The 14,068-nt window shown below is 54.9% G+C and carries 14 protein-coding genes and 1 other RNA gene; 5 read left to right on the forward strand and 10 right to left on the reverse strand.

Annotated elements, in window-relative coordinates; genetic code table 11:
- Window positions 1-86: 86 nt before the first annotated feature.
- Together smpB and ssrA are read left to right on the forward strand one after the other, a co-directional pair.
- Window positions 87-596 (forward strand): SsrA-binding protein SmpB, encoded by a 510-nt coding sequence (gene smpB / locus K8V32_RS06570; protein WP_303904684.1) that lies wholly within the window; start codon window positions 87-89, stop codon window positions 594-596.
- Between the two features lie 113 nt (window positions 597-709).
- Window positions 710-1,082: a transfer-messenger RNA gene (gene ssrA, locus K8V32_RS06575) on the forward strand.
- A 102-nt stretch (window positions 1,083-1,184) separates the two neighbouring features.
- On the opposite strand, the gene K8V32_RS06580 is transcribed toward ssrA, so the two are convergent.
- From K8V32_RS06580 to aroA, 7 genes are read right to left on the reverse strand one after another with little or no spacing between them, the layout of a single operon-like run.
- Window positions 1,185-1,406 (reverse strand): helix-turn-helix transcriptional regulator, encoded by a 222-nt coding sequence (locus K8V32_RS06580; protein ID WP_303904686.1) that lies wholly within the window; start codon window positions 1,404-1,406, stop codon window positions 1,185-1,187.
- A gap of 6 nt (window positions 1,407-1,412) precedes the next feature.
- Complete coding sequence (locus K8V32_RS06585; protein WP_303904689.1) at window positions 1,413-2,219, reverse strand: ABC transporter permease; 807 nt, start codon at window positions 2,217-2,219, stop codon at window positions 1,413-1,415.
- A 55-nt stretch (window positions 2,220-2,274) separates the two neighbouring features.
- Window positions 2,275-2,619 carry a fluoride efflux transporter FluC gene (locus K8V32_RS06590; protein WP_303904693.1) on the reverse strand — a complete coding sequence of 115 codons (345 nt, stop codon included), beginning with the start codon at window positions 2,617-2,619 and terminating at the stop codon, window positions 2,275-2,277.
- A gap of 3 nt (window positions 2,620-2,622) precedes the next feature.
- Window positions 2,623-3,078, reverse strand: a complete 456-nt coding sequence (locus K8V32_RS06595) for a FluC/FEX family fluoride channel (RefSeq protein ID WP_303904696.1) — start codon at window positions 3,076-3,078, stop codon at window positions 2,623-2,625.
- Window positions 3,059-3,883 (reverse strand): histidinol-phosphatase, encoded by an 825-nt coding sequence (hisN, locus tag K8V32_RS06600; RefSeq protein WP_303904699.1) that lies wholly within the window; start codon window positions 3,881-3,883, stop codon window positions 3,059-3,061. The genes K8V32_RS06595 and hisN overlap by 20 nt, the downstream gene beginning before the upstream one ends.
- Before the next feature lie 25 nt (window positions 3,884-3,908).
- Complete coding sequence (gene rsgA, locus K8V32_RS06605; protein WP_303904702.1) at window positions 3,909-5,006, reverse strand: ribosome small subunit-dependent GTPase A; 1,098 nt, start codon at window positions 5,004-5,006, stop codon at window positions 3,909-3,911.
- Complete coding sequence (gene aroA / locus K8V32_RS06610; protein WP_303904708.1) at window positions 5,003-6,376, reverse strand: 3-phosphoshikimate 1-carboxyvinyltransferase; 1,374 nt, start codon at window positions 6,374-6,376, stop codon at window positions 5,003-5,005. The genes rsgA and aroA overlap by 4 nt, the downstream gene beginning before the upstream one ends.
- A gap of 238 nt (window positions 6,377-6,614) precedes the next feature.
- Between aroA and K8V32_RS06615 the strand changes: the two genes are divergently transcribed.
- On the forward strand, window positions 6,615-7,295 hold the full coding sequence (locus K8V32_RS06615; protein ID WP_303904711.1) for a sigma-70 family RNA polymerase sigma factor: 681 nt from the start codon (window positions 6,615-6,617) through the stop codon (window positions 7,293-7,295).
- A complete protein-coding gene (gene rsrA / locus K8V32_RS06620; RefSeq protein ID WP_303904714.1) occupies window positions 7,292-7,579 on the forward strand; it encodes a mycothiol system anti-sigma-R factor in 288 nt (95 codons plus the stop codon). The genes K8V32_RS06615 and rsrA overlap by 4 nt, the downstream gene beginning before the upstream one ends.
- A gap of 69 nt (window positions 7,580-7,648) precedes the next feature.
- On the opposite strand, the gene K8V32_RS14730 is transcribed toward rsrA, so the two are convergent.
- The 3 genes from K8V32_RS14730 to K8V32_RS06630 form a co-directional block, all read right to left on the reverse strand.
- The gene (locus tag K8V32_RS14730; protein ID WP_379985263.1) at window positions 7,649-7,723 is read right to left on the reverse strand and encodes a 50S ribosomal protein bL37; all 75 of its coding nucleotides are present in this window, start codon (window positions 7,721-7,723) and stop codon (window positions 7,649-7,651) included.
- 49 nt (window positions 7,724-7,772) lie between these two features.
- On the reverse strand, window positions 7,773-8,390 hold the full coding sequence (locus tag K8V32_RS06625; RefSeq protein WP_303904717.1) for a DUF459 domain-containing protein: 618 nt from the start codon (window positions 8,388-8,390) through the stop codon (window positions 7,773-7,775).
- A gap of 127 nt (window positions 8,391-8,517) precedes the next feature.
- Window positions 8,518-12,273: a multifunctional oxoglutarate decarboxylase/oxoglutarate dehydrogenase thiamine pyrophosphate-binding subunit/dihydrolipoyllysine-residue succinyltransferase subunit gene (locus K8V32_RS06630; RefSeq protein ID WP_303904720.1), complete on the reverse strand. Its 3,756-nt coding sequence runs from the start codon at window positions 12,271-12,273 to the stop codon at window positions 8,518-8,520.
- Window positions 12,274-12,602: 329 nt separating this feature from the next.
- Here K8V32_RS06630 and guaB1 point away from each other — a divergent pair, with 329 nt between their 5' ends.
- Complete coding sequence (guaB1, locus tag K8V32_RS06635; RefSeq protein ID WP_303904724.1) at window positions 12,603-14,060, forward strand: GMP reductase; 1,458 nt, start codon at window positions 12,603-12,605, stop codon at window positions 14,058-14,060.
- The last annotated feature ends 8 nt before the right edge of the window (window positions 14,061-14,068 follow it).

The raw sequence follows: 14,068 nt of genomic DNA on the forward strand, positions 1-14,068 counted from the left end.
GTTGATTGCAATTGAACAGGGGCGTCGTTTTGACAGGGCCTGTATAATTGCAGGTTGGACGAAAACGAACAGCGGAAGGAGTGAGAATGTCCAAGAAATCTGGTCGCAGTAAGCCTGCGCGTTCAGATCGACAAGTGATCGCTACCAACCGCAAAGCGCGTCATAATTACAACATCAAAGATACTTACGAAGCTGGCATTTCACTCATGGGGACTGAGGTCAAGTCCCTTCGTGACGGTCAAGCATCCATCGTGGATGGCTACGCGATGTTTTCCGGCAATGAGCTATGGCTTGAAAATGTGTACATTCCTGAGTACGGGTACGGTACATGGACCAACCATTTAGCGCGACGCAAGCGCAAGCTGTTATTGCATCGCAGCGAGTTGAATAAGCTGAAACGTGCACTGGATGCCGCGGGAACCACCATTGTTCCATTGTCTCTGTACTTTCGTAACGGCAAAGCCAAGGTAGAAATCGCGCTTGCAGAAGGCAAACGCGATTACGACAAACGTCATGCCCTGCGCGAGGCGCAGGATAAACGGGAAGCACAACGCGCCATGCGGGAAGCTAACCGTCGTGGCATATCGATGCTCTAAGAAGTCAGTCCCTGCTGGAATAAAAGTAGGGGACTTGTGGTTGTACAAGTTGAGACTTTTGCGTTAGAGTAAAAGGTCCTGGCTGCGCCAGGTGCTGTTGAATAACAGAATATGGGGATGATCGGTTTCGACGATGTGAGTTGCCGTCAGGGAAGCGTGCCGAGGACGCAAAGTTATCTCGTAAACACCCTTTGCAACCAATTAAGTGCCGATTCTAAACGCACTGACTTCGCTCTCGCTGCCTAACTAATCCAGCGAACGAGTCCGTCAGCCCAGGCTTTGCTATCGACCTGGTGTCTGGCGTCGCTTAGATAGCCACTGTCTGTCGCCCCTGTCGGGGGAAGTGACAGAGACCTGAATCCGACTAGACCTAACAGGTACTCGTCTGCGAGTTCCTGAGGTCGATAAAACTCCATGCAGACTGCGCACGGAGAAGCCTAACGAATGCCACATCGGACCCGGGTTCGATTCCCGGCATCTCCACACTAAAGCCCGTAGACCGTTGAGTTTACGGGTTTTTTCTTTAACCGTCGTCGTGAATATGCAAGTGTTTTGTTTACGGTACAGGATAGATATGAGGCAAGTGGCTCAAAAGATCTGTGGAAATGGGTCAGTCGAGAAAATAACCTCCATCGGCACATCGAAATAGGCTGCAATCTTCAGTGCTAAATACAGGCTAGGGCTATATTCGCCGCGTTCCAGGTAGCCGATGGTTTGATAATGCACCGCCAGTGCTTGTGCCAGATCCTTCCGCGACACTTGACGTTCGGCACGCAGCAACGCAATCCGGTTATGAACGACTTCAGACACTGGGGCCTACACTCCCCAGTCTTGTTGAATATCACGACGTCGGGCAGCCAGTGTCGACCCCGACTCTCGCCGCGCCATCCTACTTAACAATTTTGGCGCCAGCACCATGGCCACAATCGCCCAGGTCACCAGCCCGATAAATACCCCTTCCAGACGCCAAGACTCAGCTACCTCTACAGATGCCATGGAGTCGGGTAACAACGAGGCGCGTAGGCCTAGACCAAACCAATACAAAGGGAAAGCCTGCGCGATGGTCTGCAACCACACCGGCAGGGCAATCAATGGGTAGAAAATACCGGAAACGCTAATCAGCGCCATAACCGGCAGCATGACCAAACCCATGTTCTTGGGGCTATTCACCAAAGCACCGACCACTGCCCCGATGGCTAACATTGCCACCAATCCAAGGAACATAACGATAGTGAATAGAACCCACCGACCGGGGGTGGAAAATACCAGACCATCAAATAGGCTCAACCCGGTGGCCAATCGGACGAGTGTGGAAATCACGGTGATGAGCGCAATCGCCGTGATCTCTCCGACCAAATATCCTGTGGTGCCCCCGGGAATGGATTTACTTCGCAATAAGGTGCCGTTGGTTCGGTCGATTGATAACACCCCGGCAATGCCCATGACCGCACTGAACATGACGCTCATAGCCAGCAGTCCGGGAATACTCATCGAACCCAACGACACGACCGCACCATCGAGATCAAGGCGGTTGAGAAATAACAGGATAACGACAAAGAGGAGTAACGGGATGACGGTTCCCAGCACATCGGCCAGTGAGGTGAGCTGAATCTTGGTGGACACCAATCCGCGGCGCAATCCTGTACGGCTAACCGGGTTTTCCGCACCGTTTCAGGCGTTACAGACTTATCAACCTGGTAACGATGACACCGCAAACACAGGCCACAATCGATAACCCTACGTGGGCAAACCAGGTTCTCGTGGCACGACCGGTACGGTTGCCGTATTGCTCTGCGGCAACAATGGCGACCGTGGAATAGGTGGTCAGAGACCCAGCAAAACCACCAAAAATTACTTGAACAACCGTCTCGTGTATTTGTACTATTGCGCCCAGGGTCAGGATGCCCCCTGCAATGAACGAGCCGATAATGTTGACGAGCAAAATACCGTAACGAGGCAGATACAAGTCGGCCAGATAACGAAGAACCGCGGCCAGGGCGGCGGCAAGCAGAAAAACAGTCACTGTTTAGCCACCTCTACCCACATACGTCCCGAACTTGATGGTGCCGATCGTAATCCAGGTCGTCAGCCACAAAAAGACCACGATGCCAAGGACGACGCCAAAGCTGGTCAGGATATTAGGTACGGATGGTGCATCAGTGAAGATTGCTTGTCCGAAAGACAATGCGGATATGACGACAGCAAGAGCCGACATTGAGGTAAAGGACCCGAAGAAGCCAGTCGATATACCTTTTGCCAGCGGCTCCGGCCACTGTCTGGTGGTGGCGATCCCTGTGACGAAACCCAACAGGGCTGCTCCAAGGAGATTTATGACGGCTAACGGCAGCGGGTCGAAGTCGTGCATCGGCGCGGCGAAAAGCGTTGGCCAGGGGAGGTAGACCCTGGCCAATGCGCCGAAACCACCGCCAACGGCAACCGCCAATAGCGTTAGGACTTTGGGTTTAGGCGCGCGTCTGGCCACGTAGCTCAGGGTTGAGACGTTCCAGCACGTCGCCGTGCAGGTGTGTGTTGGTTGCTAGACCGTGACCGCCCCACGGACCGGGTTCGCCGTCCAGGGAGGTAAAGGTACCGCCGGCTTCAGTCACGATGGGGACCAGGGCGGCCATGTCATAGACCTCCAGCTCAGGCTCACAGGCGATATCGACGGCGCCTTCGGCCACGAGCATGTATGACCAGAAGTCCCCGAAGGCTCGGACCCGCCAGATATCGGAGGTCAGCTGCAGGAATTCGCTGACGTTGCCGCGATCACGCCAGCCTTCCAGCGAGGAGAACGACAGGGAAGCATCTGACAGGTCGGTGACATCGGAAGCATGGATGCGGGTGGCATTGGACAAGGACTTGCCTGTGTAGGCGCCACCGTTGGCATAGGCCCACCAGCGGCGGCCAAGCGCTGGTGCAGAGACGACGCCGACCACGGGCTGATTATTTTCGACTAGTGCGATCAGTGTGGCCCACACGGGTACTCCGCGTACAAAATTTTTCGTGCCGTCGATCGGATCGATGATCCAGCGGCGCTTGCCCGAGCCGGTGTGACCGAATTCTTCGCCGGTGACAGCGTCACGGGGACGAGCGCGCTTAAGTTGTTCGCGGATGAGCTCTTCGGCGGCGCGGTCGGCATCGGAAACCGGGGTCATATCGGGTTTGGTGTCAACGCGTAGGTCTACTGCCTGGAACCGGGACATCGTTAGCGCGTCAACGGAATCGGCGATGACCAGTGCAAGATTCAGGTCTTCGCGGTAACCCTGGCGTGGTGGGGTGAGCTGCATGGAGGGGTGTCTTTCCTTGTTGGGATTAGTCAAAGTCTTCGGTTTCAAGGCGATTTTCTAATAGTCTGCGCAATGAAGCCAGACGCTGGGGCCCGGATTCTCCGGCGTGACCGGCGTCCACCCAGGCGTCCAAAGCGCATCTGGGGGAGTCTTGAGTGTGAGTGCAACCACGTGGGCAGTCCACGATAGCATCTACAAGATCTTCGAACGCAGCGACCACGGTGTCTGGGTCGACCAGGCCCATCCCAAAGGATCGGATGCCCGGGGTGTCAATGATCATGGACGTGCCGGCTTGGTTAAGTGGAATGGCCAGTGCTGATGACGACGTATGACGACCGCGACCGGTGATCACATTCACCTGGCCAACGGCACGATCTGCGCCGGTTAGCGCGTTGAGCAGGGTAGATTTACCAACCCCGGATGGACCGATCAGCGCGGTGATGTGCCCGGCCAGCCTGCCTTGGATGGTGTCAAGATCGGCCGGATGCAGGATGGGAGCCAGGCTTGGATCGCCGTCGGTATTGACCGGTCCGATGGAAAATATTTCCAGGTCTAAATGCGCGTAGTGTTCCGTGAGCTTCTCGGGCGAGGCCAGGTCGGTTTTGGTAATGCATAATATCGGGGTGATTCCGGCGTCGTAGGCGGCAACCATGGCGCGGTCGATAAAACCGGTGCGTGGTTCGGGATTGGCAGCGGAGACGACGATGACCAGGGTATCGGCGTTGGCTACGATGACGCGCTCATATGCGTCCGTGTCGTCGGCGGAACGTCGCAACACGGTGTCGCGCGGTTGCAGACGCACGATTCGTGCCAGGGTGCCTTCCTTGCCGGAGGTATCGCCGACGATGTCGACGAGATCTCCGGTTACGATGGCAGTGTCGCGCATTTCACGCGCGCGCATGGCGGTGATGTACCGGGCCTTGGTGCCGCGTGAGGTTTTGGTTTTACGTTCCCCAGGCAGGTAGATGGTGTAGCGTCCCCGGTCTACGGTGGTCACCCGGCCGGTGATGGCGTCCTCGTGGGCTGGGCGGTCCTTGGTGCGGGGTCGGCTGCCGCGTTTAGAGGGACGCTTGGGGACCGATGACTCATCGTAGCGCGAGTAATCGATGCGGTACCGGCTCATGCGCGGATGTCCCGTTGTCCGGCGGCAAGTGTGTTCCATGCGGTTGGGAAATCGGGCATGGTCTTGGCGGTCGTGGCGATGTCGTTGACCACGGTGTCTTTGACAGCCAGGCCGATGATCGCACCAAAGGTAGCCATACGGTGATCTGCGTAGGAGTCTAGGGTGGTACCGGTCAGGTCATAGCCGCCGGCAAAGGCCAGGTAGTCGGGGCCTTCTTCAATGGTGGCGCCAAGCTTGGCGGCTTCAGCACTGAGGGCTTTGAGTCGGTCGGTTTCGTGCCCGCGGAGGTGACCAATTTTGGTCAACTGGGTCGGGCCGTCGGCCAACAACGCCAGCGCGGCGGTCGTAGGAGTCAGCTCGGCTAGATCGGCAATTTCACCACCACCGGTGATGACCGGATGTCCCTTGTCGTCACGCCTACCGGTGACGGTAAGGTTGCCGTAGTTTGTGCCTGCTACAGGTTCAAAGGTAACGGTTGCCCCAAAGGCCGGTAAGATTTCGCGCCAGCGGTTGCCAATCTGGGTGGTTTCTTGTGGCCAGTATGGTACGGTGACGCTGCCGCCAGTGGCCAGAGCCGCTGCGAAATACGGTCCTGCATTGGATAAATCCGGTTCTACGACTGTATCGGGGGCGGTGATGGGACCGGGAAACACCATCCAGCGGTTTGGTTCCGGAGTCTCGATGCGTACACCGGCAGCTTCCAGCACGCTGATGGTCATGGCGATGTGTTCCGGGCTGGGCGTATGTTCACCGGTATGGCGTAAATCAAGACCGCGTTGGAATGTTGCACCCACTAACAGCAGGGCGGAAACAAACTGGGAAGATCCACCCGAATCAATACCAACCGCGCCGCCGGGTACACTTCCTTGTCCGTGAACCGTTAGTGGCAGATTCGTTACCGGATCCTGGCCATTTGCGCTGATGCGCGCACCGGCTTGAATCAGCCCGTCAATTACGGGTCCCATCGGCCGGGCATAAGATTGTTCATCACCGTCGACGAACACGGTGGCATTGGTGCTTGCAGCCACGCCCGGGATAAAACGCATAACGGTTCCAGCTAGCCCAGACTCTACAGTGATCGACCCGGTAGTCGTGGCCAACCCAATGGGGGTGACATCCAGGACGGTCGGATCACCCTCGACGCGTTGAAAAACAGCGCCCAGTGCAGTGAGGGCCTGGACCATCAGATCAGTGTCACGGGAGACCAATACGCCGATCAATCGACTCGGGGTGGTAGATAGTGCTGCTAACACAAGGTGTCGATTCGTCAATGACTTAGAACCCGGTAATGTCACGGTGGCATGGATAGGAGCATCGGCAAATGGTGCAGACCAGTCTTCACCGGGGGCGGGTGTCATTGTGACCAACACAGACCTCTTTCACATACACAAAATAGGTTGACTAGACTTCTTCCAAGATACCTTGTTCTCGCTGACAGCGTGGCAGTTGAGCCGATGTTGAGGGAATATTTATCTTCTGATCCCCGCTGTAATTGCTAGATGATGAACGTCTGGCAGCACAGCAGGGAGGGTGTGTACAACCGTGCTAACACTTTATGCGCCGACAGAAACCTCTCATGAGCAGGTTTTGAGATTAGACTTAGCTGGGATGACTCCTTTGCCTTCTGAAATTCCCGCAGCCGATGACGGCTCTCGTATTGATCCGAAAGTTGAGACGGATGAGCAGCGCCGTGACCGTTTCGAACGGGATGCGATGCAATTCGTTGATCAGCTGTACTCCGGTGCCTTACGGATGACTCGTAATCCTGAAGACGCCGAGGACTTGGTACAGGAAGCCTACGCTCGGGCGTATTCTTCGTTTCACCAGTACAAGCCCGGCACAAATTTGCGAGCCTGGTTATTTCGGATTCTGACCAATACGTACATCAATATTTATCGTAAGCGTCAGCGCCGTCCGCAAGAGGCAGACGGTGATGGTCTGGAAGACTGGCAAATGGCCAGAGCTGCAGAGCATACATCTTCTGGCTTGCGTTCTGCTGAGACTGAAGCTCTCGATGTTTTGCCAGATAGTGACGTGAAAAACGCGTTGGCCGAGATTTCCGAGGATTTCCGGATTCCGGTGTATCTAGCGGATGTCGAAGGCTTTGCATATAAAGAGATCGCCGACATTCTGGATGTGCCCATTGGTACGGTGATGTCGCGGTTGCATCGAGGACGGCGTAGCTTGCGTGAATTACTCACCGATTATGCTGCTGAGCGGGGCATTAAAGGTGCAATCGAATTGCAGAAGAAGCAACAGTCAAAAGCATCGGAGGAGGCCCAAAAATGACACATGAAGCACAACACGTTCGGACCGAGTCCGATTGCATTGAAAACGGTGGTTGTACCGACGACCGTATTGAAAATATTTACCAATACTTAGATGGTGCCCTTGACTCTGCTGATTTAGCAGAAGTGCGCGCTCATATTGAAGGCTGTACGACCTGTCAATCGGAACATGATCTTGAATTGATTATTCGCGACGTCGTGAAGCGCTCATGCGATGAAAAGGCCCCGAGCAGCTTGAAAGATAAAATTATGCACCGTATCGAGGCGTTGAAAAGCGCCGACTAGTTTTGCTCAGGATGAGGCATATAAAAAAGTCTGAACCAACTGGTTCAGACTTTTTCTTTTCAAGATCGTTTAGGCATTTGGACGCTTGCCAGAGTTGGCACGGTTCTTGCGACGATCCTTACGTTTGCGACCACGTTTGCTCATTGAGTGGCTCCTTTCTTTAAATGGTTCCCCGTTAGTGTACCACTGACAATTAGCCATGAATGCTGGGGTCGGCAATACCAAGCCATTCAAACCAGCCGCGATTCAACACGAGCCAGGCGATGAGTCCATAGGCGGCTTGGCCTGGTAGCCCTTCGTTGATCATGACATCTTCGTTGAAGTTCTGGTGGTTCACCAGATCCGTTAGCGCATCAATATAGGTGACTCCGCGACGCTCGGCAACATCTTGATACGCAGCATTGAGCTGTGCAAGGTGAGCGTTCATGTCAGGATCTTGTGCAGGGGTAGGGCCAACCACGAACGTGGAAAGATTGTGCTGTGCTGCTCGGTCGAGGATATTGGCCAAATGCAGTCGAGCTCGTGCCGAGGAGCCTGCTGTTGCCATTGGATCGTGTGGTACCGCTATAATCATGCGGTTTTCGGTTTCATCTTTTGCCAGTCTGGGCAGTATTTCTGGTTCCCAACGCTCGGAGAGTTGCTCTGTGGTCTCGTTCGGGAAGACTAACGGATAGGACTCAATGATGAGGTCTGGTGCATGGGTTTTGGCCAGAACCCGACCTAGCCACCCGAGACCACGCGCATCACCAACACCGGTGAGGGTTTGAGATCCAACGGAGAACAACCGGATGTTTCGTGTGTGCACGTTCATTGCCTCTTTTCCTTCGCCAATCGGTTGTATCCACTGTAGTCGTCTAGAACCAAAATGGGTGGTTAAACACCTGTTGCGGTCCAAAAACTTGGACCGCAACAGGTTGGACTACAAACAGAACGTTCGACTAGGAGCCGAAGATATCCTGTAGCAGGGTGTCTTGTTCTTCATCATGACGCGGCTTGTTTCCGGCGGATGGTGAAGCTGCAGCTGGGCGACTGATCAGCGAGACCTCGCGGTCCAGTTCAGGCAGCAGGTTCTGCAGCATGAATGGCCATGGTCCCTGGTTTGCTGGTTCATCTTGAACCCAAGAGACCTTAGCGTTGGTGTACTTGTCGAGCTCTGCCTGAATCTCTTGTACTGGCAGTGGGTAGAGCTGCTCGACACGCGCGATGGCTACCTCGGATTCCAAGTCCAACGCCTTGCGGTGTTGGACAAGGTCGTAGTACAAGCGTCCGGAGACCAACAGCAGCTGTTTAGCTGACTTCGGTGCGGTTTCGTCTGGGACGACCGGCATGAAGTGCCCCTTGGTGAAATCGTCCACCTGGGAAGCAGCAGCGCGCAGTCGCAGCAGCTGTTTCGGGCTGAACACAATCAGTGGGCGGCGCGGGCTGGAGTATGCGTGTTCGCGTAGCAAGTGGAAGTGGTTTGCCCCGTAAGATGGCTGCACCACGCGCATGTTGTTTTCGGCAGACAGCTGCAAGAACCGCTCGATTCGTGCTGATGAGTGATCCGGCCCCTGACCTTCATAGCCGTGAGGCAACAACAATACGATCGAAGAGTGTTGGTTCCATTTCTGCTGGGACGAGGAGATAAATTCGTCGATGACGATTTGGGCGCCATTGACGAAGTCACCGAATTGAGCTTCCCACAGGACCAGTGCTTCTGGACGCTCTACCGAGTATCCATATTCAAAGCCCAGTGCGGCGTATTCGCTCAGTAGGGAGTTATAGACCCAGAACTTGCCCTGGTTGTGTGACAGCGAGGACAGCGGGGTCCATTCGTCATTGGTTTCACGATCATAGAAGACCGCGTGACGCTGGACGAAGGTACCACGGCGAGTATCTTGACCAGCCAAACGTACGGGTACGCCTTCCATCATCAATGAACCAAAGGCAGCCAGCTCGGCAAAGCCCCAGTCGATGTTGCCATCGATGGCCATCTTATTGCGGCGTTCTAGTAGCGTGAGCAGTTTCGGATGGACATTAAAGCCTTCTGGGATCTCCATGTGGACTTCGCCGATGCGACGCAACATGTCTTCAGAGATCGCTGTGGACTCTGGCGTGTAGATCTTGGAAGTGTCCTCAATACCGTGTGCCGAACCAAGCACTGGGATTGGCGAGGTCTCGGCCTCACCAATTTCTGCGAACGCAGATTCCAAACGGTTCTTGTAGTCGGCAGCAGCCTGATCGGCTTCTTCCTGGGTAATATCACCACGACCAACGAGTGCGTCGACATAGAGCCGACGAGTCGAGGTCTTATTGGCGATCAGGTTGTACATGCCTGGCTGGGTCATCGATGGGTCGTCACCCTCGTTGTGGCCACGACGACGGTAGGTGATCAGATCCAGTACAACATCGCGGTGGAAACGCTGGCGGTATTCGAAGGCCAGCTGTGCTGCGTGCACTACTGCTTCTGGGTCATCACCGTTGACATGGAAGACCGGTGCCTGAATGGAACGGGCAACGTCAGTAGCATACGTCGAGGAACGTGACTGTGATGGTGGGGTAGTGAACCCGACCTGGTTGTTGATAACAACATGGACAGTTCCACCGGTTCGGTAGCCGCGAAGCTGAGACATCTGCATGGTCTCAAAGACGACACCCTGGCCAGCGAATGCGGCGTCACCGTGAACTTGGATTGGCAGTACCGAAAACGATTTGGGTGATTTAGCACCGTGGTCGTAACGGTCCTGTTTGGCACGCACAATGCCTTCTAGAACCGGGTTGACTGCCTCTAAGTGTGATGGGTTGGCGGCAACCGACACGGTGGTGGTGTTGCCGTTATATGAGGTGAACGTTCCTTCGGTACCCAGGTGGTACTTAACATCTCCTGAGCCTTGGGCGACGGTTGAATCAATATCACCAACGAATTCCCGGAAAACCTGGGTAAATGTCTTGCCAGCGATGTTAGTCAACACATTGAGTCGACCACGGTGGGCCATACCGATGGCGACTTCATCCATGTCGTCGTCTGCTGCACCCGATAGGAGTGCATCCAGTAGCGGAATGAGTGACTCGGAGCCTTCGAGTGAGAAACGCTTCTGACCGACGAATTTGGTCTGCAGGAATGTTTCGAATGCCTCAGCAGCATTGAGTCGACCCAGAATGCGCAGCTGTTCTTCACGTGTGGGTTTCACAAACGGGTGTTCGAGTTTGTCTTGGAACCATGCGCGTTGTTCCGGGTCATCAATGTGCATGTACTCATACCCGGAGTTGCGGGTATAGGCATCACGCAGTACGCCCAGTAGATCACGTAATAGCATGTGGGACTTGCCACCAATGCCACCGGTTGGCCAAACGCGATCCAGATCCCAGAGAGTTAGTCCATGTGAGTCTAGGTCAAGGTCTGGGTGGGTGCGCATGCGGTATTCCAGCGGATCGGTATCAGCGATCAGATGGCCGCGCACACGATAGGAGTGAATCAGCTGCTGAATGCGGGCGGCTTTACCGACCTCATCCTGCGGATCAACTTGGACATCCGGTGCCCAACGAACTGGCACATGAGGAATCCGTAGATTGACGAAGATTTCATCATAAAAATCGTCGTCGCCCAGCAACAAGTTGTGGACGGTACGTAGGAACTCGCCGGAGCCTGCACCCTGGATGACACGGTGGTCATAGGTTGAGGTGACGGTCATAGTCTTCGAGACGGCAAGATCAGATAGGACTTTCTGGGACGTGCCTTCAAATTCTGCCGGGTAAGTTAACGCGCCGACACCAATAATGGCTGCTTGACCTTCGGACAGGCGTGGTACAGAGTGAACGGTACCAATACCACCGGGGTTGGTGAGCGAGACGGTCGTACCTGAATGGTCTTCCATGGTCAGCTTGTTGTTCAGGGCGCGTTTGACGAGATCGTCGTATGCTTCCCAGAACTCACGGAAGTTCATATTCTCAACGGCTTTAACAGATGGCTGGACAAGCGCGCGTTCGCCTTTATCGCTAGGCAGGTCAATGGCCAGACCGAAGTTAATGTGCGCTGGATTGACTTTGAATTTTTTGCCATCTTGCTCGCGGTAAATCGCGTTCATCTCTGGGTGTTTGACCAGCGCACGGATGACTGCGTATCCGATGAGGTGGGTGAAGGACACGCGACCACCGCGGGTTCGTTGCAGGTGGTTATTGATGATCGTACGGTTATCCACCAGGGCCTTGACTGGCACATCGCGTACGGTGGTGGCGGTTGGCATGGACAGCGACGCGTCCATGTTGGAGGCAATAGCCTGGGGCATGCCGCGAAGCCGAATCCATTCGTCTTCTTTCGCTTCCGCGCCTTCTTCTTTTTGTTCTTGGCGAGGAGCAATCGATGGCTCAGAGGTAATGGCATGTGGGGCGGCTTCAGCGCGGCGAACTCTTGGTTTCGGTGGTTTCGTCCCGTTGGCCGCAGTTGCTTCAGGTGCAGTTTTCGTCGCCGTCTTCGGAGCAGCGACTGCAGATGTTGCAGCTTGTTTCTGTGCTGTTTGAGCAGGTGCGGCGGTCTGTGAATCTGCTGAGCTCTGTGGGAAAGTCGAGGTGTTAGCAGCTTCTAAACGGGCGAAAATCTCAGCCCATTTTTCATCCACAGAAGACTTATCCGCCTTGTACTTTTCGTAGATATCCGCAACAAGCCACTCATTGCCGGGAAATTCCTCGGAGAGCTGGGCGGACGTAAGTTCTGGCACGGTGAAGGCCTCTTCCGTAATTTCTTGTGTTTTGTGCGTACACGTGGCGAGCTCTCTAACTGCCGGGCCGACGAAACTCGCCGTCGGGGCCGTCCATGGTGTCCCGGTACTTGGTTTGAGTGAGGCTGGACTCACCCAAGCCAGCCATCAACGGCAGCTGGATCCATCATAGTGACATTCGCTGCCAAATTGCCACAGAATACGTTGGATTGCTCACAGATTGGCTGCACGCAAAATATGCCGCAAAAAAGGTGAGTTGCAACACGTTTGCAGCGTGGTGTGCGCTGGTAATTCCTGCCACCAAAGCAAAAAGCTGTCATGATGGTTTTATGCGTTTTCTTAATCCGGTTTCTACAGACCTTACGTATTCAGATGTTTTTCTTGTGCCGTCCTGCTCAGAGGTTGGTTCACGAATGAGCGTTGATATATCCTCGACCGATGGCACCGGAACGACGATTCCCGTGGTGTCATCGAATATGAGCGGTGTTACGGGTCGACGCATGGTAGAAACTGTCGCCCGTCGCGGTGGACTTGGCATTTTCCCGCAGGACACCCCGCTTCATCTAATCCAAGAGTCCATCGACTGGATCAAGTCTCGTGACACCCTATTTGAAACTCCGCTGCATGTGGGGCTGGACGATCGGGTCTTAGACGTTCGTCACCTGGCAGAAAAGCGCAATCATCCAGCGGTGTGCGTCGTCGATGCGAATCAAGCGCTGCTGGGGATCGTGCATAATGCTGACACTGAAAACATCGATCAATTTGCCTCGGTGCAGTCGTTGTTGCGTGAGCCGCTGTATACCGTTGCTGCTGCTGATCTTAAAGACTTACCTGCAGAAGCGCGAGCCAAGGCACTGCGTGATTTGTATATGAAAATGCATGATGCACAGGTCAATTACGCTCCCGTTGTTGACGGTACTCGTCTGGTAGGTGTGCTGACACTGAGCGGGGTGCTGCGTTCGACTATTTTCACTCCGGCGACAGATGCCCAAGGTCGCTTGCGGGTGGGTGCCGCAGTTGGGGTTAACGCGGATGTTGCCGAGCATGCTGAAACGTTGGTCGCTAGTGGTATCGATGTCATAGTTGTCGACACCGCTCACGGTCACCAGGAAAAAATGTTAGCCGCGTTGCGTAGGTTGCGCGGCCTGCCGGTTCCGGTGGTCGCAGGCAACGTTGTCTCCGCTGATGGTGTCCATGATCTCATCGAAGCCGGTGCGGATATCGTTAAAGTGGGAGTCGGCCCTGGTGCGATGTGTACCACGCGCATGATGACTGCAGTTGGTCGTCCACAATTCTCAGCGGTTTACGATTGCGCCCAAGCGGCAGCCACCCATGGCAAACATGTCTGGGCTGATGGTGGAATCAAATATCCGCGTGATGTTGCCCTGGCTTTGGCTGCAGGGGCATCGCAGGTGATGATTGGCTCGTGGTTTGCCGGCACCATGGAGTCCCCCGGGGATATGTTCATGGATCGTGACGGTCGCAAGTATAAAGAGAATTTCGGTATGGCCTCGGCTCGAGCTGTATCAGCTCGCACCGCCCAAGATGATGCATTCGAACGTGCCCGCAAAGCGTTCTTCGAAGAAGGTGTCTCCGGATCGAAAATGTATGTCGACCCAGCCCACCCATCCGTGGAAGATCTCTTGGATGACATCACCGCGGGGGTTCGCTCGTCGATGACCTATGCCGGGGCCAAAAATCTGGCGGAATTCCATGAGCGTGCTCTCGTTGGGATCCAATCTGCCGCAGGGTATGAAGAAGGACGCCCGGTTGCCAGTTCCTGGTAATCAAAAGG

It is taken from the genome of Enteractinococcus helveticum, assembly GCF_020742345.1.
GTDB lineage: Bacteria > Actinomycetota > Actinomycetes > Actinomycetales > Micrococcaceae > Yaniella > Yaniella helvetica_A.

Excerpts from the sequence above, each read along its gene's own strand:
- K8V32_RS06615 (WP_303904711.1), top strand. The coding sequence starts at position 6,615 with ATGACTCCTTTGCCTTCTGAAATTCCCGCAGCCGATGACGGCTCTCGT.
- smpB (WP_303904684.1), top strand. The coding sequence starts at position 87 with ATGTCCAAGAAATCTGGTCGCAGTAAGCCTGCGCGTTCAGATCGACAA.
- rsrA (WP_303904714.1), top strand. The coding sequence starts at position 7,292 with ATGACACATGAAGCACAACACGTTCGGACCGAGTCCGATTGCATTGAA.
- rsgA (WP_303904702.1), bottom strand. The coding sequence starts at position 5,006 with ATGAGCCGGTACCGCATCGATTACTCGCGCTACGATGAGTCATCGGTC.
- K8V32_RS06625 (WP_303904717.1), bottom strand. The coding sequence starts at position 8,390 with ATGAACGTGCACACACGAAACATCCGGTTGTTCTCCGTTGGATCTCAA.
- guaB1 (WP_303904724.1), top strand. The coding sequence starts at position 12,603 with ATGCGTTTTCTTAATCCGGTTTCTACAGACCTTACGTATTCAGATGTT.
- hisN (WP_303904699.1), bottom strand. The coding sequence starts at position 3,883 with ATGCAGCTCACCCCACCACGCCAGGGTTACCGCGAAGACCTGAATCTT.